This is a genomic window from Methylobacterium frigidaeris, assembly GCF_022179185.1.
GTDB lineage: Bacteria > Pseudomonadota > Alphaproteobacteria > Rhizobiales > Beijerinckiaceae > Methylobacterium > Methylobacterium frigidaeris.
The window spans coordinates 1-21,771 of sequence record NZ_BPQJ01000023.1 but is presented as its reverse complement, the minus strand read 5'-3'; the positions used below and the strand labels follow the sequence as shown (position 1 = coordinate 21,771).

Here is a 21,771-nt window from a genome sequence, read left to right as displayed (position 1 = left end):
ACGCGATGGAATCCTACGCCCTGCAGGCGACCGAGACCGATCTGCTCCTCGTCATCGACGTCCAGGCCGACTTCCTGCCCGGCGGTGCGCTCGCGGTGCCGGACGGGGACGCGGTGATCGGGCCGATCAACGCGCTCGGGCGCAAGTTCAAGCACGTCGCCCTGACCCAGGACTGGCACCCGGCCGGCCACGCCTCCTTCGCCACGAGCCATCCGGGCCAGCAGCCCTTCGGCACCGTGCGGCTGCCCTACGGCGAGCAGGTTCTGTGGCCGGAGCACTGCATCCAGGGCACGCCCGGGGCGGAACTGTCGCCGCACCTCGACCTGCCGCACGCCCAGCTGGTGATCCGCAAGGGGTACCGGCCCAGGATCGACAGCTACTCTGCCTTCCGCGAGGCCGACCGCACCACCTCGACGGGGCTCGCCGGCTACCTGCGCGAGCGCGGCTTCACCCGGGTCTTCCTGTGCGGGCTCGCCACCGATTACTGCGTCGGCTGGAGCGCCATCGACGCGCGGGAGGCGGGCTTCCAGGCGGTGGTGGTCGAGGATGCCTGCCGGGCGATCGACCTCGACGGCTCCCTCGAACGGGCCTGGGGCGACATGGCGGCGGCGGGGGTGGAGCGGGAGGAGAGCGGGGCGATCGGGGGGTAGGACCTGTTCGACCGTCCTGCCGGAATCGATACCCTCCGCGTCATACCGGGACCGCGTGAGGGGAGCGCGGTATCCAGAGCTGCCGACGATTCGAAAAGAGGCGGACCGCGGGTCGTCTTGTTCTGAAGCGTCACCGGTTATGGATCCCGGGTTCTCGCCTGCGGCGAGCCCCGGGATGACGCGAGAGAGTTTGCAATCGCCCGCTTGATCAACCCACGGATGGTCGATGCCAATCCTCGGGCCGGCCCCATTTGCGGTCGAAGGCGCGGGCCATGTGGCGCGCGTAGAGCAGACCGCCGATGCTGAGGACGACGGCGGTCACTGCAACCTGTATGGTCAAGGTCCAGGTCAGCATGTCAGTCCTCGCTGCGCAGGAACGTGAACGCAATCCGTGCTGCACAATGTAGGACGAGTCCGGTCACGAGCCAAACGAGACTCTTCGGCCATGCCTGTGCCATGTCGGCCACCGTCGGGATGATGACCCGGCACCGATCACGCCGAGCGCCAGGGCGTTGAAGGAGCTCGCGAGCAGCTTCAGCCGCTCGTTGATCCGCTTGGCCGCGAGCTTTCACGCCTTGGCAAGGGCAGCGTCATCCACCGCCTAAACCGCCACCCCGTGCAGGTCGTAGGCGTCCGCCGACTCGATCTTCACCGTCACGATGTCGCCGACCCGGACCGGGCGGCGGAAGGCGACGTGAACATTGCCGTCGATCTCCGGCGCGTCGTACTTCGAGCGCCCCTTGGCGACGGTCGGGCCGGCGGCGTCGATGATCACCGGCAGGCGCTTGCCGACCTTCGCCTTCTGGAGCTTCAGGGAGACCGCCTGTTGCGTCTCCATGAACCGTCGCTGGCGCTCGGCCTTCACCGCGTCCGGCACGGCCTCCGCCACGGCGTTGGCGGGGGCGCCGCGCACCGGCTCGTACTGGAAGCAGCCGACGCGCTCGAGCTTGGCCTCCTTGAGCCAGGTCAGCAGCTCCTCGAACTCCTCCTCGGTCTCGCCGGGGAAGCCGACGATGAAGGTCGAGCGGATGGCCAGATCCGGGCAGGTCGTGCGCCAGGAGCGGATGCGCTCCAGCATCTTCTCCTGGTTGCCCGGGCGGCGCATGCGCTTGAGCACCGTCGGGCTCGCATGCTGGAGCGGCATGTCGAGGTAGGGGAGCACCTTGCCCTCGGCCATCAGCGGGATGACCTCGTCGACATGGGGATAGGGGTAGACGTAGTGCAGGCGCACCCAGGCGCCGAGCTCGCCGAGCTCCTTGGCGAGGTCGTAGAACCGCGCCCGCACCTCGCGGTCGCGCCAGGGGCTCGTGGCGTAGCGGGTGTCGATGCCGTAGGCGCTGGTATCCTGCGAGACGACGAGCAGCTCCTTGACGCCGGCCTTCACCAGCTTCTCGGCCTCGCGCAGCACGTCCGCCGCCGGGCGGCTGACGAGGTCGCCGCGCAGCTGCGGGATGATGCAGAAGGTGCAGCGGTTGTTGCAGCCCTCGGAGATCTTCAGGTAGGCGTAGTGCCGCGGCGTCAGCTTCACGCCCTGGGGCGGGACCAGGTCGAGGAACGGGTCGTGGGCCGGGGGCACCGCCTCGTGGACGGCTGCCACCACCGATTCGTAGGCCTGCGGCCCGGTCACCGCGAGCAGGTTCGGGTACTTCTCGCGGATCTCCTCCGGCTGCGCGCCCATGCAGCCGGTGACGATCACCCGGCCGTTCTCCGCCATGGCATCGCCGATCGCCTGCAGCGATTCGGCCTTGGCCGAATCGAGGAAGCCGCAGGTGTTGACGATCACCACGTCGGCGCCGTCATGCTTGCGCGCCAGCTCGTAGCCCTCGGCCCGCAGATGGGTGAGGATGCGCTCGGAATCGACCAGGGCCTTGGGACAGCCGAGCGACACGAAGGAGATCTTGGGGGCAGGTGCGTTCATGGCAGGGGCAGGATACGGCGCCGGCCCACGGCTGAAGCGGCGCGAGCAGGATCAAGGATTTAGGGAAGGGTGCTGGGGCAGGCCTCTAGCACAGGGTTGGGCGGGCGTCACGGGGCCGGCAGAGGCCGGCGTCTCGGGTCGATATCTTGGCCCGACGGGCAGCTTCCGTCGCGGCCCCGGCCTCCGCTATCACGGCCCGATGTGGTGCCGCTCCGTCCCCTCGCTCGATCCCGCCGCCGCGGCTGCCCGCCTGCGCGGCAAACGGCCCGGCCAAAAGTCCGGCCTCGCGCTCCTCGACAGCGCGATGCGGCACGATACCCTCGGGCGCCATTCCTACCTTGCCGCCGACCCGTTCGGATCGTTCCGGGTGCGCGGCGGCCAGGCCCTCTGGAACGGAGCCCCGGTGTCGGGCGCCCCGCTCGACGCCCTGCGGACGGTGCTCGCCCCTTATCGCACCGAGCCGGCCCCCGGTCTGCCTCCGTTCCAGGGCGGGGCGATCGGCTATGTGGCTTATGATTTCGGAGCGAACCTGGAACGGGTGGCGCCCCCCGCCCGCCGGGCCGGCCTCAGCCACGACCTCGCCTTCGACCTCTACGCCACGATCGTCGCCTTCGACCACCGGGCCGGCACCTGCCACCTGATCGCCACGGGCTTCCCGGAGACCGACGGGAGCGCCCGCACGCGCAAGGCCGCTTCCGACCTCGATGCCCTCGAAGCCACCCTGGCCGGCCCCGAGCCGACGACAGAGGCGGCCCCAGTGCGCTCCCTCGCCTGGCACTCGAACTTCACGGCGGAGACCTACGCCAGGGCGGTCGAGCAGGTGCGGGACTACATCCGGGCCGGCGACATCTACCAGGCCAACATCGCCCAGCGCTTCGAGGCGGCCCTGCCGCCGGGCTTCGACGCCTTCGCGTTCTACCGCCGCTTGCGGGCGCGCAACCCCGCGCCGTTCGCGGCGTACCTGGAACTCGACGGCCTCACGGTGGCATCGAGCTCGCCCGAGCGCTTCCTGCGCCTCGACGGCCGACAGGTCGAGACCCGGCCGATCAAGGGCACGGCGCCGCGCTCCGCCGACCCGGCCGAGGACCGGGCCAGGGCCGAGGCGCTCGTCGCCAACGCCAAGGAGCGGGCCGAGAACGTGATGATCGTCGATCTCCTGCGCAACGACCTGTCGCGAATCTGCGCGCCGCACAGCGTCGCGGTGCCGACGCTCTGCGGGCTCGAGACCTATGCGGGGGTCCATCACCTCGTCTCGGCGGTCGCCGGCACGCTGCGGGAGGGGGCGGACGGGCTCGACCTCCTGGCTGCGACCTTCCCGGGCGGTTCGATCACCGGGGCGCCGAAGCTGCGCGCCATGGACATCATCACGGAGATCGAGGGCGATGCCCGCGAGCTCTATTGCGGCGCGATCGGCTGGATCGGGTTCGACGGCAGCCTCGACACCAGCATCGCGATCCGCACGGTGCTGATGGACGGGTCTTGCGCCGTGCTCCAGGCTGGGGGCGGGGTCACGCTGCTGTCGGACCCGGAGGCCGAGTACCGCGAGACCCTGACCAAGGCCGAGCGGGTGTTCTCGGCCTTCGCGAACGGGGAGGGCGCATGATCCTCGTCATCGACAACTACGATTCCTTCGTCTTCAACGTGGTGCGCTACGTCGAGGAGCTGGGCGCCGAGACCCGCGTGGTGCGCAACGACGCCCTCGACGTCGCGGGCATCCGGGCCCTGAGCCCGGAGGCCGTGGTGATCTCGCCGGGGCCGTGCAGCCCGGCGGAGGCGGGGGTGTCGCTCGCGGCGATCCGCGACCTGTCGGGGGAGGTGCCGCTCCTCGGGGTCTGCCTCGGGCATCAATGCATCGGGGCGGCCTTCGGCGGCCGGGTCGCGCGGGCCTTGCGCCCGCTCCACGGCCACGCGACGGCGATCGGCCATGACGGGCGGGGGCTGTTCTCCGGCCTGCCGGCGCCGCTCACGGTCGGCCGCTATCACTCGCTGATCGTGGCGCCAGAACCCGGCATGGCGGAGCATCTGAGCGTCGATGCGGTCTCGCCCGAGGGCGAGGTGATGGCGCTCTCCCACCGCCGGCACCCGACCTACGGCGTGCAGTTCCATCCGGAATCGGTGCTGACCGAGCACGGCCACGCCCTGTTCGGCAACTTCCTGGCGCTCGCCCGGCGCTGGCACGAAGCAGGAGGGGCGCGCCGTGCTGTGGCGTGACGGACGCTTGCACGAGGGCACCACCGCGCCCTTCGATCTCGCCGACCGCGGCCTGCTCCTCGGCGACGGGGTGTTCGACACCGCCATGGCGCTTCGCGGCAAGGTGGTGGCGGAGGAAGCGCACCTCGCGCGGCTCACCGGCGCCGCCTCGGCGCTGGGCTTTCGCTTCGACGAGGCGGAGGCCCGCACGGCGATGCGGGCGGTGGCGGCGGGCTATGATCGGGCGGCGATCCGCACCACCGTGACCCGCGGGTCCGGGCCGCGGGGCCTATGCCCGCCGGCCGAGCCCCGCCCGGTCCTGTGGGCGAGCGCCGCGCCGTTGCGCTCAAGCGTCGTGTTTGCCGACCTCTCCCTCGGCTGGAGCGCGATCCGCCGCAACGAGACCTCGCCGGCCGCGCGCCACAAGACGCTGGGCTACCTCGACGCGGTGCTCGCCGCCGAGGCGGCCGCGCGCGAGGGCCACGACGAGGCGATCTTCCTCAACATGGCGGGGCGGGTCGCCTGCGCCGGCACCGGCACCCTGTTCGCGGTGTTCGGGCGGGCGATCGTCACGCCACCCCTGAGCGAAGGCGTGCTGGCCGGCATCGTGCGCGCCAGGCTTCTCGCCCTGGCCCCCGGCCTCGGCCTCGTCCCCGCCGAGCGCCCGGTCGCGCCGGAGGATCTGGCCGGGGCGGAAGCGGTGTTCCTCACCAATTCCCTGCGGCTGATCGCACCGGTGCGGCGGATCGGCGGGCGGGACTATGCCAGCGCCGGGCATCCGGCGGTGCGGGCGTTGCGCACGGCCTTGTCACGGGAGATCGCGGAGGCCTGCGGGGTGGGGCCGGAGGGGTGAAGGGCGCTCGATACCGAGCAGGTCTACGAGACTGTTCGATTGGCCTCCGAAGCTTTCACACCACCCGCGTCATCCCGGGACCGCGCAGCGGAGCCCGGAGTGACGAAGAGGGCGTCAGCATTGTCGAGGTAGAAAGTCTCAATCCCTAAAAGAACGACCGCACCAACCCGCTCACCAGCAGGTTCCATCCATCGATCAGGATGAAGAACAGCACCTTGAACGGCAGCGAGATCACCGTCGGCGGGAGCATCATCATGCCCATCGACATCACGATCGTGGAGACGATCATGTCGATGACGAGAAAGGGCAGGGCGATGAGGAAGCCGATCTCGAAGCCGCGGCGCAATTCGGAGATCATGAAGGCCGGAATCAGGATGCGCAGGTCGATCTTCTCACCTTCCTGGGGCTTCGGGAAGGTGCGGCTGGCGAGGTCCTGGAAGGTCTGGAGATCCTTCGGGCGCACCTGGGCCGACATGAACTCGCGGAACGGATCGGTGATGCGGGCGAAGGCCTCCTCCTCGGTGATCCGGTTCTCCTGCAGCGGCCGCACGCCCTCGCTCCAGGCCCGGTCGAAGGTCGGCGCCATGACGTAGAAGGTCATGAACAGCGACAGGCTGACGAGGAAGAGGTTGGCGGGCGTGCTCTGCAGGCCGAGGCCCGAGCGCAGGAACGAGAAGGCGACGGCGAAGCGGGTGAAGCTCGTCACCATCACGAGCAGCCCCGGCGCGAGCGACAGCACCGTGAGCAGGGCGACGAGCTGGAGGATGCGCCCGCTCGCCGCGCCGTTGCCGGGCGGCAGGAGCGCGTCGAGGCCCGGGATGCCGGTGACGCCGCCACTGCCCGCCGCACCCTGCGCCAGGGCGGCGCCGGCGGGCAGGAGCAGGAGGGCGAGCGTCCCGAGGAGGAGGGTGATGCGCCGGGTCACTGGACCACCAGCGCTTCGACGATCAGCTCGCGGATCGCCCCCTTGGTGCGCAAGGCGACGCGCTCGTTCAGGTCCTCGCGCAGGTGCTGCAGGCCGCTCGCCCCCTCGATCTGCGCCGTCGAGAGCGTGCGCAGGTAGGCGACGATGTCGGCCTTGATCTCCGCCACGGTGATGTCCGGGGTCGGCAGGCTGCCGGTCTTGAACACCACCGAGGATTCGAGCCGGATCCAGGAATCGGCCGGCTCGGCGAGGTTCGTCACCACCGAGCCGACGCTGCGCAGGGAGAGCTCGCCGGTGTAGTTCAGCACCTTGGCGGCCTTCTCGTGCTCCTTCGCCTCGCGCGTCTTCTGGTCGACCGCCTTCTCGACGCTCGTCATCAGGTACATCCCGAGGGCGGCGCCGGTACCGACCGCCACCAGGGTGCAGAGGGCGAGCGCGCCGATCCAGGACTTGGCCCCGCCCTTCTTCGTCTCGTCCTTCTTGTCCGCCATCGCGCGCTCCTGGATCCCGCCGTCAGAACGGCGCGACGGTCTCGAAGATCTGCTGGCCGAGGGTCGGCCCCTGCACGTCGGTCAGGCGGCCGCGGCCGCCGTAGGAGACCCGTGCCTCGGCGATCTTGTCGTAATCGATGGTGTTCTTGCGCGAGATGTCGCGCGGCCGCACGATGCCGGCGACGTTGAGGACGCGCACCTCGTTGTTGACCCGGATCTCCTGCGAGCCGCTGATCAGCAGGTTGCCGTTCGGCAGGACCTCGGTGATCACGGCGGCCACCGACAGGCTCAAGGTCTCCTTGCGGTCGATCGTGCCCTGGCCCTTGGTCTCGGTGCCGGAGCGGATGCCGGTATCGGCGGTGGCCGAATCCTTCAGGGCCGAGACGCCGTAGCCGAAATCGAAGCCGAGGCTCGACTTCTGGCTGCGCGAGCGGTCGCTGGCATTGTCGAACTGCGCCTTGTCGTTGATCAGGATGCTGACCGTCAGCACGTCGCCGATGTTGCGGGCGCGGGGATCCTGAAAGAGGTCGGCGCTCGCCGGCGACCAGGTCGAGTGGTAGCCGTGCCGGCTCTGCAGCGAGCCGAAGGTCGAGGGCAGGGCCTCGCGCGGGGCGGCGAGCCCGGTGCCGATCGGCGTCAGGACCGGCGGGCGGCCGAACTCGTCGAGGCGGCTCTGGCAGCCGGCCAGGAACAGGCTCGACGCGGCGAGGCCCGCGACGGCCAAGGGAGGCAGGCGGAGGGAGAAGGGGTGGGCGGCCGGAGCTGGGCGGGTCATCACGATCTCTCGTTGTCCTTGCGGCGGCCGGCCTCGGCCATCCGGCGGGCGAGGGCGGCGGCGCGGGAGGCCTCCATCTCGGCGAGCACCGCGCTCGCCGTCCGGGCGTTGAGCTTCACCAGGATCGCCGCGGCGTTGTCCTCGGGCATGTTGGTGAGCTGGAGCGCTGCCGCGTCGGCCCGCATCTTGGCGTAGACCGCCACGACGCTCTCGTCGGCCTTGGCCAGGAACTCCTTGCGGCGCTGGACCACCGCCTCGTACTCGGCGCGCTTCTCCTCGAGGCGGCGGATGCGCTCCTCGACCTGCTTCTCGAGCGCGGCGAGCTGCTCCTTCTGCCAGGCGAAGCGGGCATCGGCCGCCGCGTCCGCGATGGTGGCGCAGTAGCCGGTCTTGGCCGACTCCTTGCTCGCCTCCTTGAAGTCCTGTGCGGTCGGCTCCTTCGGGGCGTCCCGGGCGGCGATGGCGCGCATCGCCGCGTCCTTGGCCGGGTCGCTCGCCGGGGCGCCGCCGGCGGCCAGCGCCGGGCCGGCGAGCGCCAGCAGGAAGGCCGTGACGAGGATCCGGGTCATTGAACGACGAGCTCCGCCTGGAGGGCACCGGCGGTCTTCACCGCCTGGAGGATCGCGATGATGTCGGTGGGCTTCAGGCCCACCTGGTTGAGGCCGCGCACCAGGGTCTGGAGGTCGGAGCCGCCGATCACGGCGAGCCGGCCCTGCTCCTCGCGGGCCGTGACCTCCGTGCGCGGCACCACCGTGGTCTGGCCGTTGGAGAAGGGCGCGGGCTGCGACACTTCCGGCGTCTCGGTGACCCGCACCGTGAGGTTGCCGTGGGTGACCGCCACCGTGGAGATCTGCACGTTGCGGCCGATCACCACCGTGCCGGTGCGCTGGTCGACCACGACCCGGGCCGGCACGTCGGGCTGGATCGTCAGGTCGCCGATCTCGGCGACGAGGCGGGGCAGGATCATGTCGCGGGGGCGCTGGAGCACCACCGAGCGCTGGTCGCGGGGGCTCGCGATGCGGCGGCGGAAGCGGCCCATCGCGTAGGCGTTGATGGCATCCGCCACCATCGTGGCGGTCTTGAAGTCGGGATTCTTCAGCTCGAAGACCAGCTCGGGCAGGTCGCGGAACGCGCCCGGCACCTCGCGCTCGATCAGCGCGCCGTTGGGGATGCGGCCAGCGGTCGGCACGCCCTGCGTCAGCTGCTCGGCCTGCCCTTGTGCCGAGAAGCCGGAGACCGCGAGCGGCCCCTGCGCGGCGGCGTAGACGTTGCCGTCGCCGCCGGAGAGCGGGGTCATCAGGAGGGTGCCGCCGCGGAGCGAGGTCGCGTCGCCGAGCGAGGTGACCGTCACGTCGATGCGCGAGCCGGCGCCGACGTAAGGAGGCAGGTCGGCCGTCACCATCACGGCGGCGACGTTGCGGGTGCGCAGGCGCGCGTCGCGCACGTTGATGCCCATCCGGTCGAGCATCGATTGCAGCGACTGCTCGGTGAACTGGGCGTTGCGCAGGGTGTCGCCGGTGCCCTGGAGGCCGGTGACGAGGCCGTAGCCGACGATCTGGTTGTCGCGCACGCCCTTGAGGCTGGCGACGTCCTTGATGCGGGTGAAGCCGCCGGTGGCGATCACGGGTGCTGCGGCGCGCGCCGGAACGACCGGCGCCACGTCGAGACCCATCACGAGGACCAGCGCCAGGACGAGGCCGGCACGGACGGTGCGGAGGGCGGCCCGCATCAGAACCCGCCGATCTTGACGCGGCCGTCGGCCATCACGGTGCCGAGCACGATGCGGTTGGTGTCGGTGTTGCGCACCCGGATGGTCTCGCCGAGGCCGCCATTCTGCAGCGGCGAGCCGACCGCCGTGATGACGAGGCCGTTCTCCTCGAAGATCATCTGGGTCGGCGTGCCGCGGCTGACGAGGCGGGGATCGTCGACGGCGTTGACCGGCACCGGCTCGCCCGGCAGCAGCATCCGGCGGGCGGTGCGCCCGACGATGGCGAGCGGTGCGTCGATCACCGCGGCCCGGGCGCGGTAGGTCGTCGGGTAGGCCTGAAGGCGCAGCATCGATTCCTTGATCGTGTCGCCCGGATAGATCGTCACGGTCGGCACCGGCAGCATCATCTCGTCGGCCGCCCGCGCGGGAGCCGACGGGGCCAGGCCGAGGAGCGCCAGGAGGAGCAGGGAGCGCCGGAGGAGGGAACGCATGGAGGTGTCGCGCCGGGAGGAGGGGCGCCGCCGGAGCCGGCGGCGTGGCAGTCTCCCCGAAGTCGGGGTCTCGAATGTCATGCCAGCCGGATCCCGGCTCAGCGGATCCCCTTGGAGATCGTGCTCGCCATCTCGTCGACGGCCTGGATCACCTTGGAGTTCATCTCGAAGGAGCGCTGGGCGGTGATCAGGCTGGTGATCTCCTTGACCGGATCGACGTTCGACCCTTCGAGGTAGCCCTGCTGGATCTTGCCGTAGCTCACGTCGCCCGGATTGCCGATCACCGCCGCGCCGGAGGCAGGGGTCTCGCGGTAGAGGCCGTTGCCGAGGGGTTCGAGCCCCGACTCGTTGGCGAAGTTGGCGATGGTGAGCTGGCCGATATTCTGCTGCGCCACCTGGCCCTCGATCTTGGCGAAGACCTGGCCCGACTGGTTGATGGTGATCTCGGTGGCGTTGTTCGGGATCAGGATCGCCGGATCGACCGTGTAGCCTTCCAGGGTGACGAGCTGGCCGGTGGCGTTCTTGTTGAAGGCGCCGGCGCGGGTGTAGTTGATCTCGCCGCTCGGGCTCTGGATCTGGAAGTAGCCGCGGCCGTTGATGGCAAGGTCGAGCTGGTTCGCCGTATTGGTGAGCTGGCCCTGGCGGTGCAGGTTGCGGATCGCCGCGGCGCGCACGCCGAGGCCGAGCATCGCGCCCTCGGGGATCGCCTCCTGGCCGGACTGGTTGGGCACGCCCTGCTGCCGCTCGGCCTGGTAGAGCAGGTCGGTGAACTCGGCCCGCGCCCCCTTGAACCCGGTGGTGTTCAGGTTGGCGATGTTGTTGGCGATGACCTCGAGGTTGAGCTGCTGGGCGGACATGCCCGTGGCGGCGACGGCGAGCGCTCTCATCTGTTCAGAATCCTCAGATCGCCATGCGGCTCAGTTCGAGATAGGCGGCCACGACCTTGTCGCGGATGGCGACCGCGGTCTGCAGGCTCTGCTCGGCGGACATCACCGCCTCGACCACCTGCTGCGTCGAGGCCTTGCCCTGGATGCCGGCGATCGAGGCGGCCTCGCCGGCGCGCAGGTCGTTGCGCACGCCCGAGGCGAAGCTCGCCATGATCTGCCCGAAATCGGCGGGTGCGGCGACGTCCAGGCCCGGCTGCGCCGCCCCGGTCACCGGAGGCAGCATCGCCCGCTGGACGGGGGTGGCCTCGGGGCGGGCGGACGCCGCGGCCCGGTCGAAGGCCGAGAGGGTGAGGGCCTCGATCATCGGATGCTCATGTCCTCAGGAGGTCGATCACGCTGGCCACCATGGCGCGGGCCTGCTTGATCACCTGCAGGTTGGCTTCGTAGGAGCGGTTGGCCTCGCGCATGTCGGCCATCTCGATCAGGGCGTTCACGTTCGGCAGCTTGACGTTGCCGTTCTGGTCCGCCGCCGGGTTGCTCGGGTCGTGCTCGACCCGGAACGGGGTCCTGTCGGTATCGATGTCGCGCACCCGCACCGAGGCGGCACCGACCGCCCGGTCGAGCTCGGCCTTGAAGGTCACGGTCTTGCGCGCGTACGGGTCGGCCCCCGGCGCGTCGCCCGTCGACTGGGCGTTGGCGAGGTTCTCCGACACCACCCGCATGCGCAGGGACTGGGCTTCGAGGCCCGCGCTCGCGAGGCGGGACGCGGTCAGCAGGGGGTCGATCACGATCCGCTCCTCACGGCCGACATCAGCATGCGGTGGAAGCTGCGCACCACCCCGACATCGAGGTTGTGCTGGCGCGACACCTCGGCCGCCTTCAGCATCTCCTGCTCCAGGCTGACGCTGCTCGAAGTCTCGAGCACGTCCCAGCCGCCCTTGTCGGGACGGATCGCCACCCCGAGGCCCGCGGCACCGAGATGGGCCTGCGCCGTCTGCGCTATGTCGGTGCCGGCACGGGCCAGCACCTGGGCGAAGGGCACGGTGTCCCGGGCCTGGTAGCCCTGGGTGTTGGCATTGGCCACGTTGCCGGCGATCGCCGACTGGCGCACCGACAGGTAGCGGGTGTGCATCGAGGCGAGATCGAACAGGTAGATCCCCGTCACGCGAAACCCTCCATGCCCGCCGCTCCTTCCTGTGCCGATTGCCTGTGCCGAAACGACCCGACCTCCGGGCCCTGCCGCGTAACCGCGGGTTTAGAAGCGCAACCTTGCCCGAGGCTGGCGGAGCTGGCGGTTTCGCCGGTGCCGACCGGGTGGGGATTGCGACCCGGCGCGGGCGCCCCCGCGCCTTGACAGAGATGGCCACCCCCGGCACTGGCGCGGGGTACCCGCCCGCACGCTTGATCGTCTCCACGTTCCCCAAGCCATGCTTCCGGCCCTGCTGCCCTCCGAGCCGGTCTTCCTCCCGGTCCAGGCCCGCTACGCGGGCGGGGCGGGGCCGGGCGCGCGCGAGGGCGAGCACGCGATCACCGCCAACAACCGCTGGTCCCGGGTGCAGCTGACCTTCCGCCACCTGCCGGCGGGGGCCTGGTGCTGCCTGGAGGCCCGCCTCGCCTGGGCGGCCGAGGAAGAGGGGGGCCAGGCTCTCGACTTCGCGCTCGTCGGCTTCGACTTCCTGGCCGCCGACGGGTCGAGCCTCGACGTCGAGCACGTGCCCGGCCTCGCTCGCACCCTGCTCGATCCGCACAGCGCCTGGATCGCCGGGCCGGCCTGCCAGCCCGCCGGCAGCGAGCTCGTCCGGGCGGCGCCGGTGCGGGTGGCCTTCGGAGTGCCGCCGCAGGCGCGCGGTCTCGCGCTCACGCTCCGCTCCTGGCGCAACACGCAGAGCGTCACGATCGCCGAGCCGCGCCTGCGCCCCGGCGCAGCCCTGGCAGCCGGCGCGTTCCGGCCCCGCCGCCTCGGGCCGTACCCCGAGCCCCTGCGCCACGGCCTCGTCCCGGGCGTCGGCCTCGTGGTGCGCGGGCAGATCCACGCCGCGCGGCCCGACGAGCACGCCGCGCGGGTGAGCCTCGTCTACCGCGACCGCGACGGGGCGGAGATCCCGCCGCCCTATCCGGGCACCGTCTCGGTGCCGGGACTGGGGGCGAACCCGGGCTTGGAGGCGAAGCCGGGCTTGGAGGCGAAGCCGGGCTTGGGGGCGGCGATCAACCTCCCGGCCCAGCCGCAGGCGCGCCGCTTCACCCTCGACCTGGAGCCGCCGCCGGGCGCGACCTCCCTCGAACTCGGCTTCTGCACCTGGGAGGAGGAGGGCGAGGCGCTGCCCGCCGTGGAGCTGCTCGGCCCCCCGGAAGTGGCGCTCGAGGACCGTTTCCGGCTCGAGAGCCTGTGCGGCGACGATCTCCTCGACGCGCCGGGCTTCCTCGCCCGGCTCTCGGCCCGGCTCGGGCGCGATCCCGGCGCCGAGGCCGCCTGGATCCCGGGTCCCGGGGAAGCCGGCGCCGCTCCCTTGCCGCTCGCCCGCGCCCGGTCCTTCCGGGCCGAGGCCGAGCGCCCGGTCGTGCTGCGGTCCGAAGGCGGCCTGACCTTGCGCCTCGCCGGCTGCCCGGACTGGCCCCTGCCGGAGGCCCCGGACTTCCGCGAGGACCCGTTTCGCGGCGCGCCGTCCCGCGCGATCCCGTGGCGCCTCGCCTACCACTCCCTGACCTGGCTCCTGGCGCTGGCCGAGGCGGCGCCGGCCCGGGCGCTCGCCCTCGCGCAGGCCTGGTCGCAGGCCAATCCCTGGGGCCAGCCGTCCGATCCCCTGAGCCTGCATCCGGGGGCGCTGCCGGCGCGGGCCGAGGTCTGGATCGGGCTCCTCGCCCTCCCGGGGGCCGGGGCGGCGGCGCCGGTCCTGACCGGAGAGGCGGTGCGGCACGGCTTCGCCCTGGCGGAGATCGTCGGGCAGAACACCTTCGGGCAGAGCCTGCACCAGCTCCAGGCCGCCGCCGCGCTCCTGGCCCTCGCCCGCGCCCTGCCGCGCCTGCCGCTCGCCGCGCACTGGGACGGGCTCGCCCGCGAGAGCCTGCGCGAGGGCGTGCCGGCGCTTCTCCCCGAGGACGGGCGCTTCGCGGAATCCTCGCTCCACCGCCGCCTCGACCTCGTCACCCTGGGACGGGCGCTGCGGGACTCCCTCGGCGAGGCCGCGCCCGGTCCCCTCGTCGCCGCCCGGACGGAGGCGGCCCTGTCGAACCTCGCGGGCCTGCTCGATCCGGGCGGGCGGCTGCCGCCCTTCGGCGAGGTGTTCGCCGGCACCGACGATGCGGGCTGGATCGCCCGGCTGCGCGGCGGCGCCGGGCTGGTGGCGCAGCGCCCCGCCGTGCAGGCCGCAGCGGCCTCCTCGACCCTGCGCCCCGACGGCCTGTCGGCCCGCCACGAGACCGCCGGGCGCGGCTGGGCCCATTTCGCCTGCACCTTCGCCGGGACCTCGCCCCAGGGGCACGCCGATTGCACGTCCTACGTCTACGCGGCGGGGGCGATCCGCTGGATCGTCGAGGCCGGCGGCTCGGAGCAGGTCGAGACCGGGGCGGCCCGTCACTTCCTGCTCTCGTCCCGCGCCCACAACGTCGCGGTGATCGAGGGGCGCGAGCCGGTGGCCGGCGGCGGCGTCCATCGCGGCAGCCTCGCGCTGCCCGGCGCCACCGCCCACGCGATCGAGACCAGCGTGCACGGGCCGGGCTGCCGCCATCGGCGGGTCTTCGTGCTGCCGCACGACCTGTCGGGCCTCGCGGTGATCGACCGCTTCACGTCCGCGGAGGGCGGGCCCCTGACCTTCTGGGCCTTCGCCCATCTCGCGCCCGGGACCCTGGTCGCGATCGAGGGGCCGCGCCGGGTGCAGGCCCGCCAGGGTGGCCGGCGCCTCGGGCTGGTGCCGTTCGCGATCGCCGGCCGGGTGTCGGGCCTGGAGACGGTGATCGGCCGCGGCGACCGACCCGGCACGATGCAGGGCTTCGTCGTCGGCCGGCCCGGCCTCCTCGAGCCCGCCTGCACCCTGCGCTACGCGGTCTCGGGCCGCGGTACGGCCTGCGGCGGCCTCCTGATGGCGGTCGACGGCCCGGCGGAGGATTCGCTGGCGCGGGTGCTGGCGCGGGAGGAACTGGGGCGGTTCGTGATGGAGTTCTGAGGAGCCCTCGACGCGACGAGTGGAATCGGTTTCGCAGATTGTCTTCAAAACCTCCGCGTCGTTCCGGGCTCCGCTCGCGGTCCTGGAATGACTAGTGCATAGACACCGACATTCGCACCAGGCACTTGCTTGCTAACAGACTGTGAGAATTGCAGATATTGTGGCTTAAGGTGCACGTTTTGAACGCGTCAGTGCACTAGCTGGATGTCACGCTGTCGCAAAACCAACTGCAACGATCGGGGCGTTACGTTTTCTCCCGAGATCTTCATCCCCATAAATATTTCCGCCACCCCCCGGGAACATGGAGCGGATCCGGCACTTCGTCCCGAGTGCCGCAGGGTCACGGGCGGCGTGAGGGAGGGGCGACGGGATCGGCCGGCGCCGCCCCGCACGCGCCCGGCCCATTCCTCTCCTCTCGCCCGAGCCCATCCCCGATGCACGACCCGGACGCGCGGCCCTACCAGCCCATCGAGGCCTACGGCCTCATCAGCAACTGCCACGGCTGCGCCCTCGTCGCCCGCGACGGCTCGATCGACTGGGCCTGCCTCGAACGGTTCGATGCCCCCCCGGTCTTCTCCCGGCTGCTCGACCGCCGGCGCGGCGGCTTCTTCGCGCTCTCGCCCGAGGGGCCGTTCGAGAGCGCCCGGCTGTATCTCCCGGGCACCAACATCCTCGAGACCACCTTCACCTGCGCCACCGGGGCGGCGACGGTGCACGACGTCATGCTCGCGCCCGAATCCGGCCGGGCGCTGCCCTGCCTGGTGCGCCTGGTCTCGGGCGTGTCCGGCGAGGTGCCGATGCGGGCGGTCTACCGGCCGCTCGCGGGCTTCTCCGAGACCTTCCCGGTGCTCGTCCCGGTCCCGGGCGGCGCCGGGGCGGAGGGGCTGCCGGACCTGATTGCCGATCTGCCCATCGCGATCGAGGGAAGTGACGCGGTGGCGCGGTTCACCATCACGCATGGGGGCGAGCAGGCCTTCGCGCTCTATCCCGGCGGGGCCGGGGACCGCGAGTCCCTGCGCCCCCGCGCGCTGATGGAGACGGCGCGCCGGGCCTGGACCGGCTGGTCGGCGGGGGCCGCCTATGACGGGCCGCTCAGCCACCAGCTCCTGCGCAGCGCGCTCACCCTCAAGGCGCTGACCTACGCGCCCTCGGGCGCCATCGTGGCGGCGGCCACCACCTCGCTGCCGGAGGAGATCGGCGGCATCCGCAACTGGGATTACCGGTTCTGCTGGATCCGCGACGCCTGCCTGTCCTTCTACGTGCTCAAGAAGTTCGGCATGGTGGCGGAGGCGGAGGCCTTCTTCCGCTTCGTCTGCACCCTCGCCGAGCGCGACGAGGGCGGCTTGCGCCCCCTCTACGCCATCGCGGGCGAGACCGACCTGACCGAGCACGAGGCGGCCCATTTCGAGGGCTGGCGCGGCAGCGCCCCGGTCCGCTACGGCAACGAGGCCGCCGAGCAGCACCAGAGCGACGCCTACGGCCAGGTGCTCGACCTCCTGCACATGTATCGCAGCCTCGGCGGCGCGATCCCCGAGGCGATGGAGCGTCAGGCGATCCGGCTGGCCGATTTCGCCGCCGCCCACTGGCACGAGAAGGATGCCGGCCTGTGGGAGCCGCGCAAGCCCGAGGAGCACTACCTGCACGCCGCGATCATGAACTGGGTCGCGGTCGACCGGGCGGTCCGGCTGTTCGGCGAGCGGCCGCACTGGTGCGAGGCGCGGGACGCCATCGTGGCCCGGGTCAACGGCGAGGGGGTGCACCGCGACGGCTACTATCCGCAATATATCGGCGGCGACGACCCCGACGCGGCGCTCCTGATCGCCCCCATGGTGGGGTTCCCGGTCGACGAGGCGGTGTTCGCCCGCACGGTCGAGGTGGTGATCGACCGCCTCGGCCACGGCCCGCTCGTCTACCGCTACCGCAACGACGACGGGCTGCCGGGCCACGAGGGCACCTTCCTGATCTGCGCCTTCTGGCTCGTCGACGCGCTGGCCTGGCTCGGCCGGACCGAGGAGGCGCAGACCCGCTTCGACGCCTTGCGGGCGCTGCAGAACGACCTCGGCCTCTACGCCGAGGAGGTGGCGGAGGACCGCACCTTCCTGGGCAACTTCCCGCAGGCCTTCAGCCACCTCGCCTTCATCCACAGCGCCCTGGTCCTCGACCTCGCGGCCCAGGGCGGGCGGGCGGCGGTGGCCGGTACCTATGCCGACCGGACCTTGCGCGAGACGCGCTGGCGCCGGGTGCCGTGGATCGTGCCGCCGGCGGGGACGTCCGGATAAGCGGTCCGGAGGCCTGCGGGAGCTGCGCAGCGTCCACAATCTAACACGAGGACTTTCCCCTGATGCTCCCTCGTCGGTGTCCCCTGGGCAGTTAACCTGATCTTGAATGAACGCCCGGCATCTCCGGCAGGCTCGTCGAAGGTTCTCGCGGACAAGATCATGGTCAAGGGACTCGGTCGGATAGGCTTGGCCGTCCAGATGGGCTTGGCCGTCGCGCTCGCCCCGGCGTCCCCGGGGCCGGCGCGGGCAGGGGACACGCCGGACGCCAGGCAGGTCACCAAGCAGATCACCAAGCAGATCACCTGGTCGGTCTACGACGCCGCGCCCTTCATGATGACCGACGGGCCGGACCGCGACACCGGCATCTTCGACCGGATCCGCCGCCTGCTGAGCGCCCGGCTGACCGGCTACAGCCATTCCACGCTGAACGTTCCTTTTCCGCGCATCGTCACCTCGCTCAAGAACGGCGAGGAATGGTGCTTCGTCGGCGGCGTGAGGACGCCGGAGCGCGAGCAGTTCGCGGTGTTCTCGCGGCCGGTGGCGATGTTCTACCCGCTGCGCATCGTGATCCACGCCTCCCAGCGCACCCGCTTCGAGGCGCTCGGGGCCCTGTCCCTGCGCACTCTGCTGAGCGAGCATCGCGCGTTGCGCACCAGCATGCTGCGCAATCGCGCCATGGCGCCCGTCATCGACGCGCTGCTGCGGCAATACCCGCCGGGCCAGACCCATTCCGAGTTCGGCGAGGCGTTCCGGATGCTGCTGAACGACCGGCTCGACTACCTCGTCGAGTTCTCCAGCATCGCGGCGTACAACGCCCGCCAGCTCGGGCAGCCGGACGCCTTCCTGGGCCTGCCCTTCGCGGAGAGCCCGGAACCGGTCTTCGCCCGGGTGATGTGCGCCGGCACGCCGTGGGGGCGCGAGGTGGTTGCGCGCATCGACGCGGTGCTGGCGGCCGAGCGGCCGAGCCCGGCCTATCGCAGCATCGTCGAGGCCTGGGCGGCGCCGGAGGACCTGCCGCGCATCCGGGCCGTCTACGACACCTTCCTGGCGGGCGACTGAGCGAGCCTCACGCCGCCAGCGCCGCCTCATGCCTCGAGAGATCCTGCGTCACGAACGGCTCGACCCAGACGCGCCGCCCGGTCAGGTCGTGCACGCTCACCCGCCACTCGGCCCAGTCGCCGGCACCGGCGCCGAGGCTTCGCATCGCCGCCTCCGCGACCGCGCGGGCGTGGCGGGCGAGGGCGGCCGGGCCGCGGAGGAGCGTGCCCTCGGCGTCGAGGATGCACTCGGATCCGTTGGTGCAGTGGAAGCGGTAGCGCGTCATGCCGATCCTCTCTCCCCATCGTCGCCCGTCGCGGCGGTGATGCTCTCCAGGGTTAATGTTCACTATATGTTCCAAACCCGCAAGCCGACCAGGGTGAGGGCGCGATGCCGCAGTCCGCGGACCGTCCCCTCGGAGCTCCCGCCGGCATCCGGACCGGGATGAAGAGGGGGCTCGCCGCCGACCCGAAACCCTGCCAGTCTCGCCGGCGACGGATCGCGAAACCCCGGCGGGAGACTCATGTCCGGCCTCTTCGACCCCATCCTGAACTGGCGGCTGCTGCCGGGCTCGCACGCCTTCCCGGGCCCGGATGGCGGCACCTGCATCAACGAGGCGGCGGTGGTGGCGGCGGGCCTGCCCTACCGGGCGATCCGCTCCTCGGCGGATTGCCCGCCCTGCTTCTCGGTCCCGCTCGCCACCTACGCCCTCGGCCTGAACGACGCCATGCCGGATGCCGAGCGCCCGCGGCTGATGGCCTTCGTGCTGCGCCTTGCCGGCTCCGCCGATTCCGAGGCGGTCGAGGCGGCACGCACGGCCCACCTCGTGCGCGAGGGCGTGCGCCGCCTGCTGCCGCCGGTGCTGGAACGGGCCGGGCTGGCGCCGCACGCCGCCGCCTGCCGATCCGCATCGGACCTGGAGCACGCCGTGACGGTCGCCCGCCACGCCGCCTGGTCGGCCGGCTCGCTCGCCGAGGCGGCCGGCCGCCAGGGCACCTGGGTGCGCGGCGCCCGTGCGGCCGCTGCCGCCCGCGCCGCCCTCTTCGCCGCAGAGATCGATCCCCGCACCGCCGCCGACGCGGCCGAAGCCGCCGCCCTGTTCTGGCCCGGCGCCTGGGCCGAGGCGGTGGCGATCCTGGACGAGGCCCTGTGCATTGGCCGGCAAGCGCCGGCGCTCGCGCCGGACGAGGCCGGAATGCGGATGGAGGCCGCGAAGGCCGGACAGCGCGAGCGGGTTCCCGCCGCTGGGTGAGGGCGCCTGTCAGCGCCCGCGATACGCTGCCAGGATCCGTGCGCCCTCCGGCCCGGTCTCCTTCACCCAGGCCGCCACGGCCGCCTCGCCGGCCTTGGCGAGGGCTTCGGTGATCGCCGGCGCGGGCGGGTCAGCGATGACGACGCCGTTCTGGCGCATACGGGAAAAATTCTCGTCGAGGCGGGTGCGGATCGCCGCCCATTGGCGCGCCTCGGTCTCGGCGGCGGCCGCGTCGACGGCGTGGCGCAAAGCCTCCGGCAGGGCCTCGTAGGCGGGGCCTGAGACAACGGCGATCGAGATCGGCATCGCGTATTGCACCGCCGTGAAGTGCGGCAGCTGCTCCCACAGGCGGCGCCCGACCCCGCCATCGCCGGAGGAGAGCATCGCGTCGACGGCGCCAGCCTTCACCTGCGGGATCGCGTCGGCCTGGGACAGGTTCACGGCCTGCGCCCCGGCCGCATCGAGCACGGCGGTCGAGGTGGCATCGTAGGTGCGGATCTTGAGGCCCGTCAGGTCGGTGATGCCCGTGAGGGCGTGGCGCGACCAGATCCCGGACGGCGCCCAGGGCGTGACGTAGAGCAGCCGCTGGCCGTGCGCGGCGAGCGCCCGCGCATAGGCCGGCCGGGCGATCGCCGTGAGCGACTTCGCCTCCTCGATCGTGGTCGCCAGGAAGGGCAGGGAGGAGAGGCCGAACAGCGGATCGACCGCCGCCAGCGGCCCGGTGAAGGCATCCGCCGCCTCGACCGTGCCGGCCGCCACCGCGCCGATCATCGCGCCCGAGCGCAGCCCCGCGGCGGCATCGAAGCTCGGCGCCACCACGAGCCGCCCACCGCTGCGCTCGGCCACGAGGCGCGCGAAGGTGGCGAGCCCCTCGCCCGGCATGGTGCTGGCGGGATACTCGGTCGGCATCCGCCACACGATCTGCGGACTCGCCGTCGAACCCGCTGGGGTCTCCGCGGCGGCCTCGACCACCGGCAGGCCGAGCAGGCACGAGCAAGCCAGTAGAGCGCGGAACCGGGCACGCATCGTCATTCGTCGATCCTCCTTGCCGATCGCCCCCGGCGCTACGCCGGGTTTCCTTGCCGCTCCCTTCACGCCGCCGATTCCTCGGAGCCGCTTGCCCCGGCCGCCTGCGGGCGTGTGGCCGACAAATCGATTGCGGCAAGCCCGGTCCGCCGCCACTCTTGGCGCTGCCGCCACCCGGCAAGAGGCCCCGAGAGGCCGGAAGAGGCTGGCGGCGGCTCGCGGGAGAGATGCGCCATGACCGAGAGAATCGCCCTGTTCGGGGCCGGGGGGAAGATGGGCGTGCGGCTCGCCCGCAACCTGGTGAAGTCGGAATTCCAGATCGCCCCCGTGGAAGTCGGCGAGGCGGGGCGCCAGCGGCTCAGGAGCGAGCTCGGGCTCGACTGCGTCGAAGCGGAGGCCGCCCTCGACGGGGCCGAGGTGGTGGTGCTGGCAGTGCCCGACACGCTGATCGGCCGGGTTTCCCACGCCCTGTCGCCGAAGCTGAAGGCCGGCACGATGGTGGTGATCCTCGACGCGGCGGCGCCCTTCGCCGGCCACCTCCCCGAACGGCCGGACCTGACCTACTTCGTGACCCATCCCTGCCACCCGCCGATCTTCAACGACGAGACCACGGAGGAGGGGCGGCGCGACCATTTCGGCGGCATCGCCGCGAAGCAGTCGATCGTGAGCGCGCTGATGCAGGGGCCGGAGGAGGCCTACGCCCTCGGCGAGCGCGTCGCCCGGGCGATCTGGGCGCCGATCCTGCGCTCGCACCGCGTCACCGTGGAGCAGATGGCGCTGCTCGAGCCCGGCCTGTCCGAGACCGTCTGCGCGACGCTGCTCGCGGTGATGCGCGAGGCGATGGATGAGACCGTGCGGCGCGGCGTGCCGGAGACTTGCGCCCGCGACTTCCTGCTCGGCCACCTCAACATCCTGGCGGCGGTCACCTTCCGGGAGATCGACGGGGTGTTCTCGGATGCCTGCAACAAGGCGATCCAGTTCGGCAAGCCGCGCCTGATGCGCGACGACTGGCTCGGCTGCCTCGACGAACCCGAGATCGCCGACAGCATCCGGCGCATCACCTGAACGCGAACAAGCCCGCCGGCTTTCGCCGACGGGCTTGTTCATGTGTTTGGTTGCGGGGACAGG

General features: G+C 71.9%; 23 protein-coding genes. 9 read left to right on the top strand and 14 right to left on the bottom strand.

What is annotated here, in order from left to right; translation table 11 throughout:
- Positions 1–5: 5 nt before the first annotated feature.
- Positions 6–650, top strand: coding sequence for a bifunctional nicotinamidase/pyrazinamidase (gene pncA, locus MFF64_RS22025; RefSeq protein ID WP_238192389.1), 645 nt, complete (start codon positions 6–8; stop codon positions 648–650).
- A 208-nt stretch (positions 651–858) separates the two neighbouring features.
- On the opposite strand, the gene MFF64_RS22020 is transcribed toward pncA, so the two are convergent.
- Positions 859–1,005, bottom strand: coding sequence for a hypothetical protein (locus MFF64_RS22020; RefSeq protein WP_165795653.1), 147 nt, complete (start codon positions 1,003–1,005; stop codon positions 859–861).
- A 246-nt stretch (positions 1,006–1,251) separates the two neighbouring features.
- On the bottom strand, positions 1,252–2,568 hold the full coding sequence (rimO, locus tag MFF64_RS22015) for a 30S ribosomal protein S12 methylthiotransferase RimO (RefSeq protein ID WP_058620455.1): 1,317 nt from the start codon (positions 2,566–2,568) through the stop codon (positions 1,252–1,254).
- A gap of 199 nt (positions 2,569–2,767) precedes the next feature.
- Here rimO and pabB point away from each other — a divergent pair, with 199 nt between their 5' ends.
- Genes pabB through MFF64_RS22000 form a run of 3 tightly spaced genes read left to right on the top strand, consistent with a single transcriptional unit; the run spans position 2,768 to position 5,611 of the window.
- Positions 2,768–4,171, top strand: coding sequence for an aminodeoxychorismate synthase component I (gene pabB, locus MFF64_RS22010; RefSeq protein WP_099905860.1), 1,404 nt, complete (start codon positions 2,768–2,770; stop codon positions 4,169–4,171).
- Positions 4,168–4,779, top strand: a complete 612-nt coding sequence (locus MFF64_RS22005) for an anthranilate synthase component II (protein ID WP_099905858.1) — start codon at positions 4,168–4,170, stop codon at positions 4,777–4,779. Before pabB ends, MFF64_RS22005 begins: the two co-directional genes overlap by 4 nt.
- Positions 4,766–5,611, top strand: a complete 846-nt coding sequence (locus tag MFF64_RS22000) for an aminotransferase class IV (RefSeq protein ID WP_099905856.1) — start codon at positions 4,766–4,768, stop codon at positions 5,609–5,611. The genes MFF64_RS22005 and MFF64_RS22000 overlap by 14 nt, the downstream gene beginning before the upstream one ends.
- Positions 5,612–5,756: 145 nt before the next feature.
- On the opposite strand, the gene fliP is transcribed toward MFF64_RS22000, so the two are convergent.
- The 10 genes from fliP to MFF64_RS21950 all read right to left on the bottom strand — a co-directional run bounded on the left by fliP (position 5,757) and on the right by MFF64_RS21950 (position 12,053).
- Positions 5,757–6,536, bottom strand: a complete 780-nt coding sequence (fliP, locus tag MFF64_RS21995) for a flagellar type III secretion system pore protein FliP (protein WP_099905854.1) — start codon at positions 6,534–6,536, stop codon at positions 5,757–5,759.
- Positions 6,533–7,027 (bottom strand): flagellar basal body-associated FliL family protein, encoded by a 495-nt coding sequence (locus MFF64_RS21990; protein ID WP_099905851.1) that lies wholly within the window; start codon positions 7,025–7,027, stop codon positions 6,533–6,535. Before MFF64_RS21990 ends, fliP begins: the two co-directional genes overlap by 4 nt.
- Before the next feature lie 22 nt (positions 7,028–7,049).
- On the bottom strand, positions 7,050–7,802 hold the full coding sequence (gene flgH, locus MFF64_RS21985) for a flagellar basal body L-ring protein FlgH (protein ID WP_099905849.1): 753 nt from the start codon (positions 7,800–7,802) through the stop codon (positions 7,050–7,052).
- A complete protein-coding gene (locus MFF64_RS21980; protein ID WP_099905847.1) occupies positions 7,802–8,371 on the bottom strand; it encodes a MotE family protein in 570 nt (189 codons plus the stop codon). Before MFF64_RS21980 ends, flgH begins: the two co-directional genes overlap by 1 nt.
- Complete coding sequence (gene flgI / locus MFF64_RS21975) at positions 8,368–9,474, bottom strand: flagellar basal body P-ring protein FlgI (protein WP_438823090.1); 1,107 nt, start codon at positions 9,472–9,474, stop codon at positions 8,368–8,370. The genes MFF64_RS21980 and flgI overlap by 4 nt, the downstream gene beginning before the upstream one ends.
- A 56-nt stretch (positions 9,475–9,530) precedes the next feature.
- Positions 9,531–10,001, bottom strand: a complete 471-nt coding sequence (gene flgA / locus MFF64_RS21970) for a flagellar basal body P-ring formation chaperone FlgA (protein WP_099906432.1) — start codon at positions 9,999–10,001, stop codon at positions 9,531–9,533.
- A gap of 98 nt (positions 10,002–10,099) precedes the next feature.
- A complete protein-coding gene (gene flgG / locus MFF64_RS21965) occupies positions 10,100–10,888 on the bottom strand; it encodes a flagellar basal-body rod protein FlgG (protein ID WP_099906430.1) in 789 nt (262 codons plus the stop codon).
- A 13-nt stretch (positions 10,889–10,901) separates the two neighbouring features.
- Positions 10,902–11,252 (bottom strand): flagellar hook-basal body complex protein FliE, encoded by a 351-nt coding sequence (gene fliE / locus MFF64_RS21960; RefSeq protein ID WP_099906428.1) that lies wholly within the window; start codon positions 11,250–11,252, stop codon positions 10,902–10,904.
- A gap of 7 nt (positions 11,253–11,259) precedes the next feature.
- A complete protein-coding gene (gene flgC, locus MFF64_RS21955; RefSeq protein ID WP_207768209.1) occupies positions 11,260–11,673 on the bottom strand; it encodes a flagellar basal body rod protein FlgC in 414 nt (137 codons plus the stop codon).
- Complete coding sequence (locus tag MFF64_RS21950; protein ID WP_238192387.1) at positions 11,673–12,053, bottom strand: flagellar basal body protein; 381 nt, start codon at positions 12,051–12,053, stop codon at positions 11,673–11,675. The genes flgC and MFF64_RS21950 overlap by 1 nt, the downstream gene beginning before the upstream one ends.
- Before the next feature lie 262 nt (positions 12,054–12,315).
- Between MFF64_RS21950 and MFF64_RS21945 the strand changes: the two genes are divergently transcribed.
- From MFF64_RS21945 to MFF64_RS21935, 3 genes are all read left to right on the top strand, one after another.
- Positions 12,316–15,048 (top strand): heparinase II/III domain-containing protein, encoded by a 2,733-nt coding sequence (locus MFF64_RS21945; RefSeq protein WP_238192386.1) that lies wholly within the window; start codon positions 12,316–12,318, stop codon positions 15,046–15,048.
- Between the two features lie 434 nt (positions 15,049–15,482).
- Entirely contained in the window at positions 15,483–17,327 is a 1,845-nt protein-coding gene (locus MFF64_RS21940; protein ID WP_238192385.1) for a glycoside hydrolase family 15 protein, read from the top strand.
- A 159-nt stretch (positions 17,328–17,486) separates the two neighbouring features.
- Positions 17,487–18,386: a TIGR02285 family protein gene (locus MFF64_RS21935; protein WP_099905104.1), complete on the top strand. Its 900-nt coding sequence runs from the start codon at positions 17,487–17,489 to the stop codon at positions 18,384–18,386.
- 7 nt (positions 18,387–18,393) lie between these two features.
- On the opposite strand, the gene MFF64_RS21930 is transcribed toward MFF64_RS21935, so the two are convergent.
- On the bottom strand, positions 18,394–18,651 hold the full coding sequence (locus tag MFF64_RS21930; protein WP_099905103.1) for a DUF6894 family protein: 258 nt from the start codon (positions 18,649–18,651) through the stop codon (positions 18,394–18,396).
- Between the two features lie 237 nt (positions 18,652–18,888).
- Here MFF64_RS21930 and MFF64_RS21925 point away from each other — a divergent pair, with 237 nt between their 5' ends.
- On the top strand, positions 18,889–19,617 hold the full coding sequence (locus MFF64_RS21925) for a hypothetical protein (RefSeq protein WP_099905101.1): 729 nt from the start codon (positions 18,889–18,891) through the stop codon (positions 19,615–19,617).
- Positions 19,618–19,626: 9 nt separating this feature from the next.
- Here the strand turns inward: MFF64_RS21925 and MFF64_RS21920 are convergent, their stop codons facing one another.
- Positions 19,627–20,649 (bottom strand): TRAP transporter substrate-binding protein, encoded by a 1,023-nt coding sequence (locus tag MFF64_RS21920; protein ID WP_099905099.1) that lies wholly within the window; start codon positions 20,647–20,649, stop codon positions 19,627–19,629.
- Between the two features lie 228 nt (positions 20,650–20,877).
- On the opposite strand from MFF64_RS21920, the gene MFF64_RS21915 reads away from it, so the two are divergent.
- The gene (locus MFF64_RS21915; protein ID WP_099905097.1) at positions 20,878–21,708 is read left to right on the top strand and encodes a phosphogluconate dehydrogenase C-terminal domain-containing protein; all 831 of its coding nucleotides are present in this window, start codon (positions 20,878–20,880) and stop codon (positions 21,706–21,708) included.
- Positions 21,709–21,771 lie beyond the last annotated feature (63 nt).